Annotated in this window: 15 protein-coding genes; 12 read left to right on the top strand and 3 right to left on the bottom strand. The window is 62.5% G+C overall.

What is annotated here, in order from left to right; genetic code table 11:
* Nucleotides 1–89 precede the first annotated feature (89 nt).
* The 7 genes from gcl (at nt 90) to ACQZ5H_RS11020 (ending at nt 8,822) form a co-directional block, all read left to right on the top strand.
* Nucleotides 90–1,874 carry a glyoxylate carboligase gene (gene gcl / locus ACQZ5H_RS11050; protein ID WP_449097701.1) on the top strand — a complete coding sequence of 595 codons (1,785 nt, stop codon included), beginning with the start codon at nt 90–92 and terminating at the stop codon, nt 1,872–1,874.
* A gap of 12 nt (nt 1,875–1,886) precedes the next feature.
* The gene (gene hyi / locus ACQZ5H_RS11045; RefSeq protein WP_449097700.1) at nt 1,887–2,702 is read left to right on the top strand and encodes a hydroxypyruvate isomerase; all 816 of its coding nucleotides are present in this window, start codon (nt 1,887–1,889) and stop codon (nt 2,700–2,702) included.
* A 4-nt stretch (nt 2,703–2,706) separates the two neighbouring features.
* A complete protein-coding gene (locus ACQZ5H_RS11040) occupies nt 2,707–3,591 on the top strand; it encodes a 2-hydroxy-3-oxopropionate reductase (protein ID WP_449097699.1) in 885 nt (294 codons plus the stop codon).
* Nucleotides 3,592–3,650: 59 nt separating this feature from the next.
* A complete protein-coding gene (locus ACQZ5H_RS11035) occupies nt 3,651–4,928 on the top strand; it encodes a glycerate kinase type-2 family protein (protein WP_449097698.1) in 1,278 nt (425 codons plus the stop codon).
* Nucleotides 4,929–4,952: 24 nt separating this feature from the next.
* Nucleotides 4,953–5,555 carry a hypothetical protein gene (locus ACQZ5H_RS11030; protein WP_112717796.1) on the top strand — a complete coding sequence of 201 codons (603 nt, stop codon included), beginning with the start codon at nt 4,953–4,955 and terminating at the stop codon, nt 5,553–5,555.
* 172 nt (nt 5,556–5,727) lie between these two features.
* Nucleotides 5,728–6,708, top strand: a complete 981-nt coding sequence (locus ACQZ5H_RS11025; RefSeq protein WP_130281113.1) for a sugar-binding transcriptional regulator — start codon at nt 5,728–5,730, stop codon at nt 6,706–6,708.
* 59 nt (nt 6,709–6,767) lie between these two features.
* A complete protein-coding gene (locus ACQZ5H_RS11020) occupies nt 6,768–8,822 on the top strand; it encodes a bifunctional aldolase/short-chain dehydrogenase (protein ID WP_449097697.1) in 2,055 nt (684 codons plus the stop codon).
* 93 nt (nt 8,823–8,915) lie between these two features.
* Here ACQZ5H_RS11020 and ACQZ5H_RS11015 read toward each other — a convergent pair whose 3' ends face one another.
* The 3 genes from ACQZ5H_RS11015 to ACQZ5H_RS11005 are packed head-to-tail and all read right to left on the bottom strand — an operon-like array spanning nt 8,916 to nt 12,567.
* On the bottom strand, nt 8,916–9,959 hold the full coding sequence (locus ACQZ5H_RS11015) for a substrate-binding domain-containing protein (protein ID WP_112717802.1): 1,044 nt from the start codon (nt 9,957–9,959) through the stop codon (nt 8,916–8,918).
* 50 nt (nt 9,960–10,009) lie between these two features.
* On the bottom strand, nt 10,010–11,053 hold the full coding sequence (locus ACQZ5H_RS11010) for an ABC transporter permease (protein WP_162708725.1): 1,044 nt from the start codon (nt 11,051–11,053) through the stop codon (nt 10,010–10,012).
* Complete coding sequence (locus ACQZ5H_RS11005) at nt 11,053–12,567, bottom strand: sugar ABC transporter ATP-binding protein (protein ID WP_449097696.1); 1,515 nt, start codon at nt 12,565–12,567, stop codon at nt 11,053–11,055. Before ACQZ5H_RS11005 ends, ACQZ5H_RS11010 begins: the two co-directional genes overlap by 1 nt.
* A 145-nt stretch (nt 12,568–12,712) precedes the next feature.
* On the opposite strand from ACQZ5H_RS11005, the gene mtnK reads away from it, so the two are divergent.
* The 5 genes from mtnK to ACQZ5H_RS10980 are packed head-to-tail and all read left to right on the top strand — an operon-like array spanning nt 12,713 to nt 18,140.
* Nucleotides 12,713–13,984 (top strand): S-methyl-5-thioribose kinase, encoded by a 1,272-nt coding sequence (mtnK, locus tag ACQZ5H_RS11000; RefSeq protein WP_449097695.1) that lies wholly within the window; start codon nt 12,713–12,715, stop codon nt 13,982–13,984.
* Entirely contained in the window at nt 13,981–15,075 is a 1,095-nt protein-coding gene (gene mtnA / locus ACQZ5H_RS10995; protein ID WP_449097694.1) for an S-methyl-5-thioribose-1-phosphate isomerase, read from the top strand. Before mtnK ends, mtnA begins: the two co-directional genes overlap by 4 nt.
* Before the next feature lie 4 nt (nt 15,076–15,079).
* Nucleotides 15,080–16,015, top strand: coding sequence for a transketolase (locus tag ACQZ5H_RS10990; RefSeq protein WP_449097693.1), 936 nt, complete (start codon nt 15,080–15,082; stop codon nt 16,013–16,015).
* Between the two features lie 2 nt (nt 16,016–16,017).
* Nucleotides 16,018–17,019 carry a transketolase family protein gene (locus ACQZ5H_RS10985; RefSeq protein WP_449097692.1) on the top strand — a complete coding sequence of 334 codons (1,002 nt, stop codon included), beginning with the start codon at nt 16,018–16,020 and terminating at the stop codon, nt 17,017–17,019.
* Nucleotides 17,019–18,140, top strand: a complete 1,122-nt coding sequence (locus ACQZ5H_RS10980; RefSeq protein ID WP_449097691.1) for a RuBisCO large subunit C-terminal-like domain-containing protein — start codon at nt 17,019–17,021, stop codon at nt 18,138–18,140. The genes ACQZ5H_RS10985 and ACQZ5H_RS10980 overlap by 1 nt, the downstream gene beginning before the upstream one ends.
* Nucleotides 18,141–18,420 lie beyond the last annotated feature (280 nt).

Genomic DNA, 18,420 nt, shown 5'->3' with positions numbered 1-18,420 from the left:
TTTCCACATGATGGTATTGATTTCCATTTTTGAATTGCGCCGTGTGCAGGATGCGTTAGCCTCATCTTCCAGATACGGAGGATTATCCAATGGCAAGAATGCGAGCTGTCGATGCAGCGATACTGGTTCTGGAGAAGGAAGACGTTGATTGCGCCTTCGGCGTTCCGGGCGCTGCGATCAACCCATTCTATTCGGCGCTGAAGGCGCGCGGCTCGGTCCGCCACATCCTGGCGCGGCATGTCGAGGGCGCAAGCCATATGGCCGAAGGTTACACCCGCGCCAGCGCCGGCAATATCGGCGTCTGCATCGGCACGTCAGGCCCGGCCGGAACCGACATGATCACCGGCCTCTACTCGGCCTCGGCCGACTCGATCCCGATCCTCTGCATCACCGGCCAGGCGCCGCGCGCCCGCCTCGACAAGGAGGATTTCCAGGCGGTCGATATCTCCAAGATCGCTGCCCCCGTCACCAAATGGGCAGTCACGGTCATGGAGCCGGCGCTGGTTCCCTTCGTCTTCCAGAAGGCGTTTCATATCATGCGCTCCGGCCGCCCCGGGCCTGTTCTGATCGATCTGCCGGTTGACGTTCAGCTGGCCGAGATCGAGTTCGACATCGACACCTATGCCTCGCTCGGCGCCTACAAGCCACAGGCCACCCGCGCCCAGGCCGAGAAGGCCCTGACGATGCTGAACGAGGCCCACCGCCCGCTGATCGTCGCCGGTGGCGGCATCATCAATGCCGATGCCTCCGATCTGCTGATCGAATTCGCGGAGATTACCGGCGTCCCCGTCATCCCGACGCTGATGGGCTGGGGCACGATTCCCGATGATCATCCGCTGATGGCCGGCATGTGCGGGCTGCAGACATCGCACCGCTACGGCAACGCCTCGCTGCTCGCCTCCGACTTCGTGCTCGGTATCGGCAACCGCTGGGCCAACCGCCACACCGGCAATGTCGCGACCTATACGAAGGACCGTACCTTTGTGCATGTCGATATCGAGCCGACGCAGATCGGCCGCGTCTTCGCTCCCGATTTCGGCATTGTTTCGGATGCCGGCGCGGCGCTGAAGCTGCTGCTCGACGTCGCCACCGAATGGAAGGCCGCGGGCAAGCTCGCCGACTGGTCGGCATGGGCGGACGAGTGCCGCGACCGCAAACGCACGATGCTGCGCAAGACGCATTTCGACCAGACGCCGCTGAAGCCACAGCGCGTCTACGAGGAGATGAACAAGGCTTTCGGCCGCGATACCTGCTACGTCTCAACGATCGGGCTCAGCCAGATCGCCGGCGCCCAGTTCCTTCATGTCTACAAGCCTCGCAACTGGATCAATTGCGGTCAGGCCGGACCGCTCGGCTGGACGCTGCCGGCCGCCCTTGGCGTGCGCGCCGCAGATCCGAACCGGCCGATCGTCGCGCTCTCCGGCGACTACGATTTCCAGTTCATGATCGAGGAGCTCGCCGTCGGCGCGCAGCACAAGCTGCCCTACCTGCATGTGGTCGTGAACAACTCCTATCTCGGCCTCATCAGGCAGGCCCAGCGCGGCTTCAACATGGATTTCGAGGTCAGCCTGGCCTTCGAGAATATCAATGCCTCCGGCACGGCCGAACCCGGCTACGGCGTCGACCACGTCGCGGTTGCCGAAGGGCTCGGCTGCAAGGCGATCCGCGTCCGCAGCCCCAACGAATTCCAGGAGGCATTCGCGACCGCCAAGCGGCTGATGGACGAGCATCAGGTGCCTGTCGTCATCGAGTTCATCCTCGAACGCGTCACCAATATTGCCATGGGTGTCGATATCGATTCAGTCATTGAGTTCGAGGACCTTGCCGAGCGCGGCGAGGACGCCCCGACCGCGACGCTGGCGCTGCTGGACTAGGAGGAGAACACCATGCCGAAATTTGCCGCCAATCTGACCATGCTTTTCAACGAGGTGCCCTTCATGGAGCGCTTCGCACTGGCCGCCAAGGCCGGCTTCGAGGGCGTCGAATACCTGTTCCCCTACGAGTTCGACAAAGCCGCACTGCGCGCTGCGCTCGATCTCCACGGCCTGACGCAGGTGCTGCACAATCTGCCGGCCGGCAACTGGGCGGGCGGCGAACGGGGCATTGCCATCCTGCCTGACAGGATCGACGAATTCCGCCGCGGCGTTGCCGAAGCCATCGACTATGCCACGACGCTCGGCTGCCCGCAGGTCAATTGCCTCTCCGGCATCGCGCCCGTCGGCCTGCCGCACGAGGTGCTGCGGACGACCTTCGTCGCCAACCTGAAATACGCCGCCGCAGAACTCGGCACGCACGGGATCCGGCTGCTGATCGAGCCGATCAACCGCTTCGATATCCCGGGCTTCTATCTCAATACGCCGGATCAGGCTGCGTCGTTGATCGCCGAAGTCGGCAGCGACAACCTGTTCATCCAGTACGACCTCTATCATCAGCAGCGGACCCAGGGAGAACTGATCGGCACCTTCACCAAGCATCAGGCGAAGATCGCCCATATTCAGTTGGCCGATAATCCCGGCCGTCACGAGCCGGGCACCGGCGAGATCGCCTATCCCTTCGTTTTCGAACAACTCGACGCCCTCGGCTACGACGGCTGGATCGGCTGCGAATACAAGCCGCGCACGACGACCGAGGTCGGGCTCGGCTGGTTCGCCGCCACCTCGCGAGCGCCAGTCAGCGCAGACATTCTCAAGATCAGGAGCTAACACCATGGCAACAATCGGATTTATCGGCCTCGGTATCATGGGTACGCCCATGGCCCGCCACCTGCAGAATGCCGGCCACACCATCGTCACCTCGAAATTCGCCATTCCGCCGCGCCAGGAACTGCTCGACAACGGCCTGCAATTCGTCGAGACGCCGAAGGCGCTCGCCGAAAGCGTCGACATCATCATCCTGATGCTGCCCGATACGCCTGAGGTGAAGGACGTTCTCTTCGGCGAGAACGGCGTTTCCTACGGCCTATCGGCTGGCAAGCTCGTCATCGACATGAGCTCGATCTCGCCGATCGAGACCAAGGACTTCGCCGCCAGGGTGCGCAAAACAGGTGCCGAATATATCGATGCTCCGGTGTCCGGCGGCGAGGTCGGCGCCAGGAATGCGACGCTGTCGATCATGGCCGGCGGTTCGCAGGAAAGCTTCGACCGCGCGCTGCCGCTCCTGCAGCTGATGGGCAAGAACATCACGCTGGTCGGCGATTGCGGCGACGGCCAGGTTACCAAGGTTGCCAACCAGATCATTGTCGCGCTGACGATCGAGGCGGTCTCCGAAGCGCTGGTCTTCGCTTCGAAAGCCGGCGCCGATCCGGCCCGCGTGCGCTCGGCGCTGATGGGTGGCTTTGCTTCCTCGCGCATCCTCGAGGTTCACGGCGAGCGCATGATCAACCGCACCTTCGAGCCGGGTTTCCGCATCTCGCTGCACCAGAAGGACCTGAACCTCGCGCTGCAGGGCGCCAAGACGCTCGGCATCTCGCTGCCCAACACCGCGGCGACGCAGGAACTCTTCAACCAGTGCGCCGCCAATGGCGACAGCGGGCTCGACCATTCCGGTCTGGTCACCGCGCTGGAGCGGATGGCCAACCACGCCGTCGCATGAGAATGGGGCCGGCCGGACGACAATTCCGGCCAGCCCTCCCAACATCAGGAGAGCCCCACATGCCGCCGATCGCCGATCCCCGCGCTTTTCTGGAAGGCCTCTTCCAGGCCGCCGTCGCCGCAGCCGATCCGGACAAGGCGCTGGCCGGTTGCCTGCCTGACAAGCCGAAAGGCCGCACGGTGGTGATCGGCGCCGGCAAGGGCGCAGCACAGATGGCCCGCGCCTTCGAACGGCTGTGGGATGGCCCGCTCTCCGGCGTCGTCGTCACCCGCTACGGCTACGCCGTGGACTGTGAACGCGTCGAAATCCTCGAAGCCGCCCATCCAGTACCGGACGAAAACGGCCTTGCCGCTTCCGCCAGGCTGATGGCGGCGGTCAGCGGCCTGACCGGGGACGATCTCGTCGTCGCCCTCATCTGCGGCGGCGGCTCCGCACTGCTTCCGGCACCTGCCGGAGACCTGACGCTCGCCGACGAAATCGCCGTCAATAAGGCACTGCTGGCCTCAGGCGCACCGATCGATGCGATGAACGCCGTCCGCAAGCAGGTCTCGCGCATCAAGGGCGGCAGGCTGGCGGCACTCGCCCATCCGGCCCGCGTCGTCTCTCTCGTCGTTTCCGACATTCCCGGCGACAACCTCGCCCTCGTCGCCTCGGGACCGACCATCCCGGATAGAAGCACAGCCGCCGATGCCTTGCGGCTGATCGATCGCTACCGCCTCGATCTCCGCGAAGCGGTGATACGCCATATCCGCGAGGGCAGGGACCCGGCGCCAGAGCCGGACAGCGCCTGCTTTGCAGGAAACGAAGTGCATCTGGTGGCGTCCGCCTGCGTTTCCCTGGAAGCGGCAGCAAAAGCTGCCCGCAACGCCGGTATCGAAGCGGTGATCCTTTCCGATGCAATCGAGGGAGAGGCCTCCGAAATCGGCCGCATGCATGCGGCCATTGCCGCCGCAATCGCCCGCCGCGACCGGCCGTTTTCGAAACCCGTCGTGCTGCTCTCGGGCGGCGAGACGACAGTGACGATCAAGGGGGCGGGGAGGGGCGGGCGCAATGGGGAATTCCTGCTCTCCTTCGCCCGCTGCATTGCCGGATTGAACGGCATCTCGGCGCTGGCCGCCGATACCGACGGCATCGACGGCTCGGAAGACAATGCGGGTGCCTTCGCCGATGGAACCACCGTCGACCGTCTTCTCAGCCGCCGGATGGATGCTGCCGATCTCCTGGCCAATAACGACAGCTGGTCCGCCTTCAATGCGCTCGGCGATCTCTTCGTCCCCGGACCAACCGGCACCAACGTCAACGACTTCAGGGCGATCCTGATCCAGCCGTCCGAATGATCAATATGCGGGAAGGGGAGTGCCATGACGACCGCTCAAAACTCGGCCCGCCTGATCATCGAAATGCGATCGCTGGCGAAGGACCTCTTCGCCACCGGCATCAACGCATTGAGCCTTGCGGGATCGGGCAACGTCCACTTCCACCCCAGAATGGCGCAGCTCGCCTGCCTCGACGCCGTCCGCAGCGCCGCCTTCCAGTATTTCCAGACCGTGCTGGTAACGCATTCGGCCATAGCTGACGATGCATCATTTTCGGCATCGAAACTGCTCGAACTTGCCGAAGGCGCAGGCACCATCGACGGAGCCGTGGCGATCGTCAACGGGCGCATCCAGAAAGGCCCATGCAACAACCGCCTCGCGCTGAGCTTCGCGCTCGCCGCCGCAAAAGCGCGCCTCCACCGCCCCTGGATCTTCCTCAGCGGCACGACCGGCCACCGCGAACACCGCTATCACTCCGCAGGCGCCCTCGTTGACGCCGGCACATGTCCCTGGATCTGGCCGCTCGGAAAGCAGGCCGATGACCTGCCGGTCGATCTTCTGCCACTGCTCGCCGACGCCGGCGGTCTGCTGATGGCGGATGCAGCGGCGTCCTATGCGATGAATATTGATTTGATTCTGCTGGCTTGATGGTTGGCCGACCGATCGGCCTTCGCGGCGCCGATCGCTGCTGCCTGAATTTCCGTCATAAAAATGCGATGATAGAGGGCGCTCTTGCATCAACTTTGCAAGGGTTTCACTCCAGCGTTGACTTTTGTCAGCGCTGATGACTAATGTCAGATATCGTTTCCTGAGATGAAAAATGCCAGTTCGATCTACCGATCCAATAATCCATAAGGCCGCTTGGCTCTACTATACGCATGGCCTGCGTCAGGACGAGGTTGCCCAGCGCCTGGAAATCTCCCGCGCATCGATCGCTACGTACCTTAGGCGGGCGCGCGAGATGGGGATTGTCACAATCACCACCTCCTCCGAACTCTTTACAGACGACGTGCTTGCGCGGGAACTGGAAGATGCGGTCGGCCTGAATACGGTCTGGATCGTGCCGGAGGATCGGCAGGCCATGAATGCGGAGGCCGAGATGCCGGTCGTCGCGGCATCCGTATTTCTCGAACTGATCAACAAGGGTGACCGCATCGGCGTTGCCTGGGGCCGCACCGTCTATCATATCGCGGACGTCATGCCCTTTGCCGATCTGCGCGGCGTGACCGTCGTTCAACTCTGCGGCAATCTCGGTGCGCCCTATTCCTATCGGCCCGACCAGTGCACGACGGAAATCGCCCGCAGGCTCAATGCCGAAGGGATTAATCTCTATGCACCGCTCGTGCTTTCCTCGGAACGGCTTGCTGAGGAGCTTCGCGCTGAGCCGGTCATTCGTGAGCAGCTCGCGACGATTTCCGATTGCGATCTGGCGCTCTATTCGGTGGGTGGCATCGAGAAGGACAGCCATCTCGTCAAATGCGGCGCGCTTTCGGCTGGGGAGATGGATGAGATGGGCGCAAAGGGGGCGGCCGGGGTCATTGCCGGGCAGCTCATCGATCGGGACGGCCGCTGGATGGATTGCTCCCATAACCGGCGCTGCATGTCCGCCGATCTGACATCCATCCGCTCGATCAAGAAGCGCATGCTCGTCGTTCAGGAAGACAACAAGTTTGAATCGCTGGTCGCGGCCCTGAAGGGCGGCTTCGCCTCGCACCTCATCGTCACGACATCGATGGCGCGTCGCGTGCTGGAGCATTGGAGCCGCGAGGGGCTTGGCAAGGGTGGTTCGGGCACGCCTTGACGCCCACAGGTTCGGGTCCGCCGATGCCGGCTGGGCCGGTTTATCGGGAGGATGACATAATGGAAAATCTCTGGCGCGACGATGACGCCGAAAAGGTCGTTTCAGACTATGCCGCCAAGGGCGTGAACCGCGATCTGGCGCTGCGCACCTATACGACACGTCTGCTCGGCGGTGAGCCGCGGCTGGTTCTGCATGGCGGTGGAAACACCTCCGTGAAAACGGAAATGACCGATCTCGTCGGCGACACCCATGCCGTGCTCTGCGTCAAGGGCAGCGGCTGGGACATGGGTACGATCGAGCCGGCTGGCCTGCCGGCCGTCAAGATCGGCGCGCTGCTGAAGAGCCGCAAGCTCGCCAGTCTCGGCGACGAGGACATGGTGACGCTGCTGCGTGCCAATCTCATCGATCCCGGAGCGCCCAACCCGTCGGTGGAAGCGCTGCTTCATGCCTTCCTGCCGCACAAGTTCGTCGACCACACCCATTCGACTGCCATCCTCGCCATAGCCGACCAGGCAAGGAGCCGGGAGATGAGCGCTGAGCTCTTCGGCAAGAAGATGGGCTTCGTGCCCTATATCATGCCCGGTTTCGCGCTCGCCAAGGCGGCCGTCGAAGTGTTCGAGCGGGACCCGACGGTCGAAGGCCTGATCCTCGACAAGCACGGCATCTTCACCTTCGGCGAGACCGCGAAGGAAGCCTATGACCGGATGATCCATTACGTCACGGTCGCCGAGGATTACGTGAAGGACAATGGCCGCAATGTCTTCACGCCGGCCGCCCTGCCGTCTTCTCTCGCAAGCCCTGACGACATCGCCCCCATGCTGCGCGGCGCTGTCGCTGTCGACCGGGGCGAGGGGCGTTATGACCGTATGGTGAGCGTCTTCCGCACATTGCCGGCCATTCTCGCTTTCGTCAACGCCGCTGAACTATCCGATATGGCGGCGCGCGGTGTCTCGACCCCCGATCTTTCGATCCGCATCAAGACCGGCCCGATGGTACTGCCGGCGCCTGCCAGGGACGACCTCGCAAGCTATCGCGATGTCATCGACAGCCACGTCGCCGCTTTTGCTGCCGACTATACGGAATACTTCCGCAGCAACGATGCGCGCGACGACGTCAAGCGCATCATGCTCGACCCTATGCCGCGTCTGACGCTGGTGCCGGGTCTCGGCATGTTCGGTCATGGGCGGACCTTCAAGGATGCGACGATTGCCGTCGATGTCGGCGAGATGTGGATCGAGGCTGCGCGCGATGCCGAATCCGTGGGACGCTTCGAGCCGGTAAGCCGCCCGGATCTCTTCGATCTCGAATACTGGTCGCTCGAGCAGGCCAAGCTTGCCGGCGCCAAGCCTAAGCCGTTCACGGGGCAGGTCGCCATCGTCACCGGTGGGGCGGGTGCTATCGGTGCGGCTGTCGTCAAGGCTTTCGCAGCGGAGGGCGCCCATGTCGTGGCGCTTGATCTCGATGGCGAAAAGGCGGCGGCGGTCGCCAGAGCCGCGGGCAATAATTCGATCGGCATAGCCTGCGATATCACCGATTCCAGCTCCGTGCGGGCAGCCTTCGACAAGGCCGTCGCCACCTTCGGCGGCGTCGATATCGTCGTCTCCAACGCCGGTGCTGCGTGGGAGAGCCCGATTGCCACGATGGACGACGCCGTCCTGCGCAAGAGCTTCGAATTGAACTTCTTCGCCCACCAGACGGTGGCGCAGAATGCAGTGCGGATCATGAAGGAGCAGGGAACAGGCGGCGTGCTGTTGTTCAATGCCTCCAAACAGGCCGTCAACCCCGGTGCCAAGTTCGGCGCGTACGGGCTGCCGAAGGCTGCGACGCTGTTCCTCTCCCGGCAATATGCACTGGAGCACGGCGCCGACAACATCCGCGTCAACGCCGTCAATGCCGACCGTATCCGTTCCGGCCTGCTCAACGACGAGATGATCGCCAACCGGGCCGCGGCCCGCGGCGTCTCCGTCAAGGACTACATGGGTGGCAACCTGCTCGGCCTCGAAGTGACGGCAGAAGACGTCGCCCGTGCTTTTGTCCATCAGGCACTCGCCGAGCGCACGACCGCCGACGTGACCACTGTCGACGGCGGTAATATCGCTGCGGCGATGCGCTGATCTTTCATATCACCCGCGGCCCCGCTTTCTCTGCGGGGCAAGAAAAAAGGGCGGCTCAGCGAGCCGCCCCTTTCCATTCTACCCTTCAGAAAGTCAGGGCTTCGGCATCCAGGCCGGCATGGCGACATCGGCATGGGCGAACTGCGGCAGTTTCGTGCCGAGCTCTTCCATGTTCTTGATGTCCTGGTCGTTGAGATCCTTCTGGGTGATCAGCGTCGGCGGGACGATGACCTGCTTGCCCGGATCTTCGCCGGCCAGCAGCATGGCGAGCGAGCGCACCGAGACTTGGCCGACCACGGCCGGGTTGGTCGCGGCTGTTGCGGCCCAGGCGGAGCCCGGCTCGCGCATAGCGGCGATGTCGGAGGTTGAGATGTCAGCCGAATAGATCTTCACGTTGGAAGACAGGCCGGCTTCGTCGACGGCGATCTTCACGCCCTTGGCGAATTCGTCGTAGGGGGCGAACATCACGGTGATGTCAGGATTGGCCGAAATCACCGAGCGTGCCTGATTGGCGACCGAGTTTGCAATCGGGTTGTCCATCGTGCCGAACTGGGCAGCTTCGTTGATGCCCGAATACTTGCCCTTGAATTCCTTCCAGGTCTCGTCGCGGCGGTCGAGCGGCGCGATGCCGGCGACATAGACGTAACCCGCCTTGAAGCTCTCGCCGTTATCCTTGATCGCCTGCTCAAGCGCGAGGCGGGCGAGGTCACGGTCGGACTGTTCGACCTGCGGGATCTTCGGGTTCTCGACGTTGACGTCGAAGGCGACGACCTTGATGCCGGCGTCGACGGCACGCTGGGCGGCTTCCTTCATGGATTCCGTCAGGCCGTGCTGAATGATGATGCCCTGTACGCCAAGGGCGATCGCCTGGTCGACCATATCGGCCTGGAGGGCGGCATCCTGGCGGCTGTCGAAGACCTGGAGCTGGACGCCGAGTGCCTTGGCCTGCGCTTCGACGCCCGCGAGATAGGACTGGAAAAAGTCGCCGGTCGAAAGATAGCGCACGAGCGCGATCTTCACGTCGCCCGGCTTGTCGAACGGCTTAGGCATGTCAGCTGCAAAGGACGGCGCGGCAAACGAGGCCGCGGCCATCAGCCCGAGCGTCAGCTTGCCCAGGGTTCTGCGTGTAAAATTCATGTCAGTCTCCTCCACTGGTGAACTTTGGTTGTCCGCTGAGGCCTCCCGCCTCAGCGTTTGCCTCTTTTCGAGAGCGCAAAGGTGAAAATCAGGGCGACGACGAGGACGGCGCCCTTGACGAAGTCCTGGGTGTAATAGGGAGCGTTCATCATCGTCAGGCCCTGCAGCAGGATGCCGACGAAGAGCGCGCCGACGGCAGTGCCGAAGGCATTCGGTTTGGCCGCGCCAAGCACGGCAAAGCCGATCAGGGCTGCGGCGACGGCATCCAGGAGCAGATTGTTGCCCGAGGCGATGTCGCCGCGGCCGAGGCGGGCCGCAAGCAGGATGCCGCCGATGGAAGCGAAGACGCCGGAGATGATGTAGGCCCAGATCTTGTAGGCATTGACCGGCGCGCCGGCCAGGCTTGCGGCGCGCTCGTTGGAGCCGACCGCATACATCATGCGGCCGAAGCGCGTGTATTGAAGAAAGAACCAGATCACGATCGCGAGTACGATCAGCACCACCACGGAAACCGGCACGAGATTAGGCAGGATCAGATCGAAACGGTGGCGGCCGAGCGCCAGGAAGCCGGGGCTGAAGGCGCCGGTCGCCGTCGAACCGTCCGGCAGCGTCATGCCTGTCGCGATCGAGCGTCCTTCGGTCGGGATGCGCTGGAGGCCGAGCAGCAGGAACATCATGCCGAGCGTCGCGAGAAGATCGGGAACGCGCATGTAGACGATGATGATACCGTTGATCAGGCCGACGAGAACGCCGACGGCAAGGCACGCGAGTGTCGCGGTCACCGCATCGCCACCCATGACGACCATCACGTAGGACGACGCCATCATTGCTGTGGTGGCGACCGAGCCGATCGAGAGGTCGAAGCCGCCGACGACGAGCGTTGCGGTAACGCCGAGCGCCAGGATGCCGGTGATCGACACGGATTGCAGAATGAAGACCGCGCTTTGCGGTGAGGCGAAACCGCCGGTGACCAGCGAGAAATAGAGCACCATGCCGGCGAGCAGCACGAGGAAGCCGTATTTGATTGCGGCCTCACGGATGTTCAGGGCTGGCGGAGCAACGGCGCCGGTGGATTTGCTCTCTTCACTCATCATCATGCGCTGACCTGTTGATAGAATTGCCCGGCGAACTCGGAGAGCAGCCGATCGACATCGATGTCGGCATTGCGATGCTCGCCGACGATGGTTTGTTCCGACATCACGAAAATGCGGTCGGCGACTTCAAAGGCTTCGTCGAGCTCTGTCAGAAAAAGAATGGTGGCCCGTCCGGCCGCCGACGCCCTGAGTTTTTCGCCGATATCGCGGCGAGCTGCGATATCGACGCCCTGGAAGGGTTCGTCGAGAATGAGCAGGCGGGAGGCCTCGGAGAGCCAGCGCCCGACCATTACCTTCTGCTGGTTTCCGCCCGACAGGGTGTGCATCTCGTCACGTTCACTGCGGCAGACGACACCGAGCGACGAAATCTGCTGGCGTGCCTTCGCCCTTTCCGCCCGCCGGCTGGCGATGCCGAGGAATGAGAGACGGCGCAGGAAGGGCAGGCTGATATTTTCGTAGATGTTGAAATCCGGCACGATGCCGCTCATCGCGCGGTCCTTGGCGACGAGGAAGACGCCCCGGGCGATCGCCTGTCCCGTTGTCTTCGGCGCATAGCGCACCCCGTCCAGCGTCATTTCACCGGCTGACGGCGCACGCTCGCCAAACAACGTTTCGGCGAGCGCCGTCTTGCCGACGCCGACAAGGCCGGTGACCGCAACGATTTCGCCATCGCCGAGATCAAAGTCGAACGGCCGCGTCTGGTCGGAAAGCTTGAGGCCGCGAGCGCTGAACACCGGCGCGCCGGCATCGCGCACGGCGACGGCGCCGGCGGAAACCTTGCGGCCAAGCATGGCGTTGACCGCGCTTTCGTAATCAAGCTCCGGCCCTTCGAAGCGGCCGGTGATGCGGCCATCGCGCAGCGCCACGATGCTGTCTGCTAGGCGGCGGATATCCGACATGCGATGCGAGATGTAGAGAATAGCGACGCCGCGCGCCTTAAGGCGGTCGACGAGATCAAACAGCCGGTTCGCCTCGGCGCTGGAGAGTGACGACGTCGGCTCGTCAAGGATCAGCACTTTTGGTTCGTGCGCCATGGCGCGCGCGATTGCCACCATCTGCCGGTCGGCAAGCGTCAGGTCGTTGATATTGGCGCCCAGATCGATCGCGAGCCCCATGCGGGACGCGACCACGGCAGCCTCGCGCCGCACCCTGCGCGGATTGAAGAACAGCCGCGCCCCGCGTCCGTTCAGCCGGTCGAGCGTGAGGTTGGTCGCCACGTCGAGATCGGCAACGACGCCGTCATTGATGTTCTGGTGAACGGTGACGACGCCAGCGCGGATCGCTTCAGCCGGTGTCGCCGGATCGAAAGCGCTCGCAGCCAGCGTGATCGTGCCCGCGTCTCGCATGTAGACCCCGGAAAGGATGCGGACGAGCGTAGATTTGCCGGCGCCGTTGGCGCCCATCAATACCGTCACTGCGCCTGCCTTGAGGTCGAAGTCCACACCCTGCAGGACCGGTACCGGACCGAAGGATTTGCGCACGCCCTCAATGCGAAACAATGCCTGTTCGCTCATTTTCTCCTCCCATTGATCCCAAGTTAGGACAGCATCTCGTCAAATGTCAAGGCGGTTGACATTTGACAGAATGATGCCTTAGCTGTGGGCAAAGAGGGCATGGTGGCAGGCAGAGGAGGCGGCCCCATGTTCAGGAGGAGAACATATGGATAGCCACGTCTTTGAGGCGTTGAGTATAGAGTCATTGCCGGTACGGCTCGGCGGCAACGCTGCGATCACGCAAAGAATCGGGGACGATTGCGGCCGTTGGCAGGTCCATGAGGTCGGTGACGGCAACCTCAATCTGGTGTTCATCGTCACCGGCGAGAAAGGCACAGTGATCGTCAAGCAGGCGTTGCCCTATGTGCGCCTGGTCGGCGAGAGCTGGCCGCTGCCGCTCAAACGCTCGTTCTTCGAATATCATGCGCTGAAACGCCAGGGCGCGCGTGATCCCGGCATGGTGCCGGAGGTCCTTCTCTTCGACGAGGCGCAGGCCATCATCGTCATGGAGTTCCTGACGCCGCACGTCATCCTGCGCCGCGCGCTGATCGATGGGCGCGAGCTGCCGAAGATCGGCCGCGATCTCGGGCTGTTCGTCGCCCGCACGCTTTTCCGCGGCTCGGATCTCCATATGCCGACGCGCGACAAGAAGGCTGACGTCGCGCTGTTCAGTGACAATGTCGAGCTTTGCGACATCACGGAGAACCTCGTGTTCTCGGACCCTTACTTCGAGGCGGCGCTCAATCGTCACACGACGCCACAGCTCGATCCCCTTGTTGCCGAGCTTCGCGCCGACCGCGACCTGAAGGTGGAGGCGCAACGCCTGAAGCACATCTTCTCGGCCAAGGCGGAAACGCTCTGCCACGGCGACCTGCATACCGGTTCCGTCATGGTGACCGATGACGAAACACGCGTCATCGATCCGGAATTCGCTTTCTACGGACCGATCAGCTTCGATGTCGGCATGCTGATCGCCAATTTCTGGATGAGCTATTTTTCACAGTCCGGTCATGAGACCGCGCCGGGCGCGCGTGACGGTATGCGCGCTTACCTGCTCGATACGATCGACACGCTCTGGGAAACATTCCGCGCCGAGTTTTCGAGCCTGTGGCGCACCGAGCGCAAGGGTATCCTCTATCAGGCGAGCCTCTTCGAGAGCCGCAACGATGCGCTCGCTGCCGAGCAGGCGTTGAACCTCGTCATCAGCGAAATATGGGGTGAGATGCTGGGCTTTGCCGGCATCGAAATCCACCGCCGCATCCTCGGCCTTGCCCACAACGCCGATTTTGAAACCATCGCCGACCCCGACCGCCGCGCGCATTGCGAAAGCAAGGCGCTGACGTTCGGGCGCCACATCGCCGTCAACCGGCAACGTATCCACAGTCTCCGCGACATTCGCGAGACTGTGGAGCGGCTAGAAAAGGAGACTATCGCGTGAAAGTCGGAGAACGCCATTACCACACTATATGGCTCAACGACGACGGCCGCGCCGTCGATATCATCGACCAGCGCTGGCTGCCGCACGAGTTTCGTGTCGTTACGCTGAAGACCGTCGCCGAGGTCGCGGTCGCCATACGCGACATGTGGGTTCGCGGCGCGCCGTTGATCGGCGTGACGGCCGCCTACGGCGTTGCGATCGCCATGGCGGTTGACCCCTCGGACAAGCATCTCGATGCTGTCTGGGAAGAGCTCAACGAAACGCGCCCGACCGCCATCAATCTGCGCTGGGCGCTGAATGCGATGCGCGATCACCTGCGGCCCTTGCCGGAAAGCGAACGGGCCGAGGCCGCCTACAAGCGCGCTGCCGAAATTGCGGAAGAGGATGTTCAGCTCAATCGGGCGATCGGCGCCAATGGCCTGGATATCATTCGGAAGATCGCAGCAGGCAAGAAGCCCGGCGAACCGGTGCGCGTCCTCACCCACTGTAATGCTGGCTGGCTTGCGACCGTTGACTACGGTACAGCGACCGCGCCGATCTATATGGCCGTTGAGGAAGGCATTCCGGTTCACGTCTATGTCGACGAAACCCGGCCGCGGAACCAGGGCGCCTATCTCACGGCCTGGGAAATGAATGGCCATGGCGTGCCGCATACGCTGATCGTCGACAATGCCGGCGGCCATCTGATGCAGCACGGCGATATCGACATGGTCATCGTCGGCACCGACCGCACGACGGCGAATGGGGATGTCTGCAACAAGGTCGGAACTTACCTGAAGGCGCTCGCTGCACGCGATAATGGCGTACCCTTCTATGTCGCCCTGCCGTCGCCGACGATCGATTGGACGGTGCATGACGGCATCAAGGAAATCCCGATCGAGGAGCGCTCTGCCGACGAAGTCAACTTTGTTCAGGGAAAGGCGGCAGATGGCTCTATCTCAAGCGTGCGCATTTCGCCCGAAGGAAGCCCCGCCGCCAACCCGGCCTTCGACGTTACGCCTGCTCGTCTGATCACCGGCCTGATAACCGAGCGCGGCATCGCAACGCCGTCGCCGGAAGGTCTGAAAGCACTTTTCCCCGAACGGAACTGAGACGATGACCCTATCCAACCACAAATCCACGGAAGACATCGCCCTCGGAATCCGGCGCCGGGTCTTCTTCCATACGATGGCAAACAATGGCGGCTATCTGAGCCAGGCCTGCTCTGCCGCAGAAAGCCTTGCGCTGCTCTATAACGAATTTCTGACGCTCGGCGCGCCTACGCTTCCCAAGGTGCCACTGCCATTCGCAGGCGTACCATCGGCACATAATCCCGACGCATTCACCGGTGCTGGCTACCACGGCCCGTTCGCGCCCGAGTTCGATCGGCTTTTCATTTCGCCGGCACATTATGCGCTGGTCATCTACTCGGCCCTGATCGAGACCGGACGCATGGACGAGCATGCACTCGACCACTTCAACAAGGACGGCGGGTCAGTCGAGATGATCGGCGCCGAGCATAGCCCCGGGATGGAAGTAACGACCGGCTCGCTGGCACAGGGGCTTTCCATGGCCTCGGGTGTCGCCTGGGCGCGATCGAGAAAGGGCGAACCCGGTAAGGTCTGGGTCTACATGTCGGATGGGGAATTCCAGGAGGGACAGACCTGGGAGTGCCTCGCGGCCATGTCTTATCACCAGATCGACAATATCCGGGTGATCGTCGACGTGAACCGGCAGCAATGCGACGGTGCGATGTCCTCCGTGCTCGATCTCGGCGATCTTGCCGCGCGAGTGAGCTCCTTCGGCGTGACATGCCGTTCGGTCGATGGTCACGACCTCAATGCGCTCCGGGAAGCGGCGGCCAGCGCCGAAGCCGGGAAGCCGCTGGTGATCCTCGCCAACACGTCACCCTATCAGGGCATGAACTTCCTGAAGAAGCGCTTCCCGCGCCTGCATTACGTGCGGTTCAAGAGTTCGGACGAGCGGTTGGAAATGCAGACAGCCCTTGCCGCCGAACTCGGCATCGACATGAACGCAGCAGAGAGGGCCTGATTATGGTCGAGATTGTCAATCGTCCCTATGCCAAGGCGTTCGAGGCCTTCGCCGTCACGCGACCCGAGGTGCTATGCCTTTCGGCGGACCTGACCTCTTCCTGTGAGGTCGATGGTTTCAGAGACCGGCACCCCGAGCAGTTTCTCTCGCTTGGCATGGCCGAGCAGAACATGCTGTCGTTCGCCGCCGGCCTCGCCATGCAGGGTTATCGCCCGTTTCTTCATACGTTTTCGGTGTTTCTCTATCGCCGTCCCTATGATCAGCTGATCAATTCCATCGCCTATTCCAATCGCAAAGTGCGCCTCATGGGCTTCCTTCCGGGGATCACGACGCCCGGCGGCATCACCCACCAAGCGATCGAAGACATTTCGGTGATGCGCGCAGTGCCGAACATGACCGTGCTGGAAACTGGCGACGCGACCGAAGTCGAAACCGTGCTGGAGGTCGCTGACGCCATAGACGGCCCGGTCTATGTGCGCGTGCTGCGCGGGGAAGTGCCGAGGCTCTTCTCCACGCCATTCGAATTCAACAAGCTGCGCACGCTTTCCGAGGGAGATGACATTCTCGTGGTGAGCTCGGGTGTCTGCACCGAAGAAGCGCTCCGCGCGATTGGACCGCTGACCGATCGCAAGATCGGCGTTCATCATCTGCATGTCTCGACGTTGAAACCCTTCGACAGGGCAGGGCTGCTCAAGGCCGCGCGCGGCAAGAAGGGCATCGTCACGCTGGAAAATCACCTGGTGACAGGCGGCCTCGGCTCACTGGTGGCCGAAATCCTCGCCGAGGAAGGACTTGGCATCCGGCTGAAGCGGCTCGGTCTGAACGACACCTTTGCACATGGCGCCTCCAAGCCGTATCTGATGAAGAAATATGGTCTCGACGCCGGCGCCCTCGTCTCAGCCATTGAGGAGCTTCTCGGCAAGAAGCTCGATATCGGCGAGGAAGAGCTGATGGAGGTGCGCCTCGATCACGTTCATTCGGCGCAGAAGGCCGAGGCGCTTTGATGGCTGAGCGTTTTACCGTCACCTATTTCATCCGTGGGGCCGACGCTGCCGAGGCGAAGGCACGGGCGCTCGACATCGCGCTTGAGCAAACCGTCGAGATCCCACGCGCTGCTGTCCCGAAGGGCTATGTCGAGGATGTGATCCTCGGCCGCCTGGAGGGCATCGAACAGGTGAGAGACAGCCGGTCGGGCTTTCTGGCGACCATCTCCTATTCCGAGGATGATGTCGGCGGCGATTTCCTGCAGTTCCTCAACATCGTCTTCGGCAACAGTTCCATCAAGCCGGGTCTGAAGGTGGAAGATATCGGTCTTTCATCCGGCATTCTCGATCTCTGCAAGGGACCGCGCCACGGCATTGCCGGCTTGCGGGCGCGCGCCGGAATAGGCGAGGCGCCTCTGCTCATGTCGGCGATTAAACCGGTCGGTTTGTCGACAAAGGAGCTGGCCAGTCTGGCCCACGACTTCGCGATTGGCGGTGTGCATTTCGTCAAGGACGATCACGGTCTTGTCGACCAACGGACCTCTCCATTCAGTGAACGTTTGAAGGCCTGTGTCGCGGCTGTCGGCGAGGCCAACGCCAAAACCGGCGGCAGGACGAGCTTCGTTCCGAATATCACCGGACCCGCGACGGCAATCGTCGAGCGAGCCAAAGAGGCGCAGGAAGCGGGGGCAGGCGGCGTCATGATCGCACCGGCTCTTGCCGGCTACGATATCATCCGCACACTCGCCGCCGATCGGGATTTCACGCTGCCGATCGTCTCTCATCCGGCCTTCTCCGGCGCCAACGTCGTGTCACCCGATTGCGGCTTCACGCATCGTACCTTCTTCGGAACCCTGCACAGGCTGATGGGGGCTGATGCCGTCATCTATCCGAATTTCGGTGGCCGTTTCGGCTTCAGCCGCGAGGAGTGCCTGTCGATCTCTTCTGCCTGCTCGGCAAAACTGGGTGGCCTGAAAACCATCGCGCCGGCTCCGGGCGGCGGCATGACGCTCGATCGTGTCGCCGAGATGCGCGCAGCCTATGGCAACGACATCATGTATCTTGTCGGCGGTGCGCTGCTTATGGATCCGGACGGTGTCGTTGCTGCGTGCCAACGCCTCGTCAGCAAGATTTATGACTGAATTTGGATCCGTGCGGCGGCTCAGCTGAGCCGCACGCTTTTTGTCTGGCCCGGTAGGCTCCCGCGACCAGAAGAATTTCGGCCGCCACGCTGATGTCGTTGGGGCAGGGGAGCTAGTGCTGCCATCGTCCTAGCCGATGCCACTCCCCGCAATCCCGCAAATTTTTCCAATCTTTCCAACCACCTACGGTGTATCGTTTGATTATCGACAAAAAACACTTGCGACCATCGATTTAGATGATAACGTTTCAACTAAATTGAATGCCGAATGCGACAGTCAA

It is taken from the genome of Rhizobium sp. 21-4511-3d, assembly GCF_053522545.1.
This window is presented reverse-complemented; position numbering and strand designations above follow the sequence as displayed.

Coding starts and splice junctions, on each gene's coding strand:
- ACQZ5H_RS11020 (WP_449097697.1), top strand. CDS start 6,768: ATGGAAAATCTCTGGCGCGACGATGACGCCGAAAAGGTCGTTTCAGAC.
- mtnK (WP_449097695.1), top strand. CDS start 12,713: ATGGATAGCCACGTCTTTGAGGCGTTGAGTATAGAGTCATTGCCGGTA.
- ACQZ5H_RS11035 (WP_449097698.1), top strand. CDS start 3,651: ATGCCGCCGATCGCCGATCCCCGCGCTTTTCTGGAAGGCCTCTTCCAG.
- ACQZ5H_RS10985 (WP_449097692.1), top strand. CDS start 16,018: ATGGTCGAGATTGTCAATCGTCCCTATGCCAAGGCGTTCGAGGCCTTC.
- ACQZ5H_RS10980 (WP_449097691.1), top strand. CDS start 17,019: ATGGCTGAGCGTTTTACCGTCACCTATTTCATCCGTGGGGCCGACGCT.
- ACQZ5H_RS11015 (WP_112717802.1), bottom strand. CDS start 9,959: ATGAATTTTACACGCAGAACCCTGGGCAAGCTGACGCTCGGGCTGATG.
- hyi (WP_449097700.1), top strand. CDS start 1,887: ATGCCGAAATTTGCCGCCAATCTGACCATGCTTTTCAACGAGGTGCCC.
- ACQZ5H_RS11030 (WP_112717796.1), top strand. CDS start 4,953: ATGACGACCGCTCAAAACTCGGCCCGCCTGATCATCGAAATGCGATCG.
- gcl (WP_449097701.1), top strand. CDS start 90: ATGGCAAGAATGCGAGCTGTCGATGCAGCGATACTGGTTCTGGAGAAG.
- ACQZ5H_RS11040 (WP_449097699.1), top strand. CDS start 2,707: ATGGCAACAATCGGATTTATCGGCCTCGGTATCATGGGTACGCCCATG.
- ACQZ5H_RS11005 (WP_449097696.1), bottom strand. CDS start 12,567: ATGAGCGAACAGGCATTGTTTCGCATTGAGGGCGTGCGCAAATCCTTC.
- ACQZ5H_RS11010 (WP_162708725.1), bottom strand. CDS start 11,053: ATGATGAGTGAAGAGAGCAAATCCACCGGCGCCGTTGCTCCGCCAGCC.
- ACQZ5H_RS10990 (WP_449097693.1), top strand. CDS start 15,080: ATGACCCTATCCAACCACAAATCCACGGAAGACATCGCCCTCGGAATC.
- ACQZ5H_RS11025 (WP_130281113.1), top strand. CDS start 5,728: ATGCCAGTTCGATCTACCGATCCAATAATCCATAAGGCCGCTTGGCTC.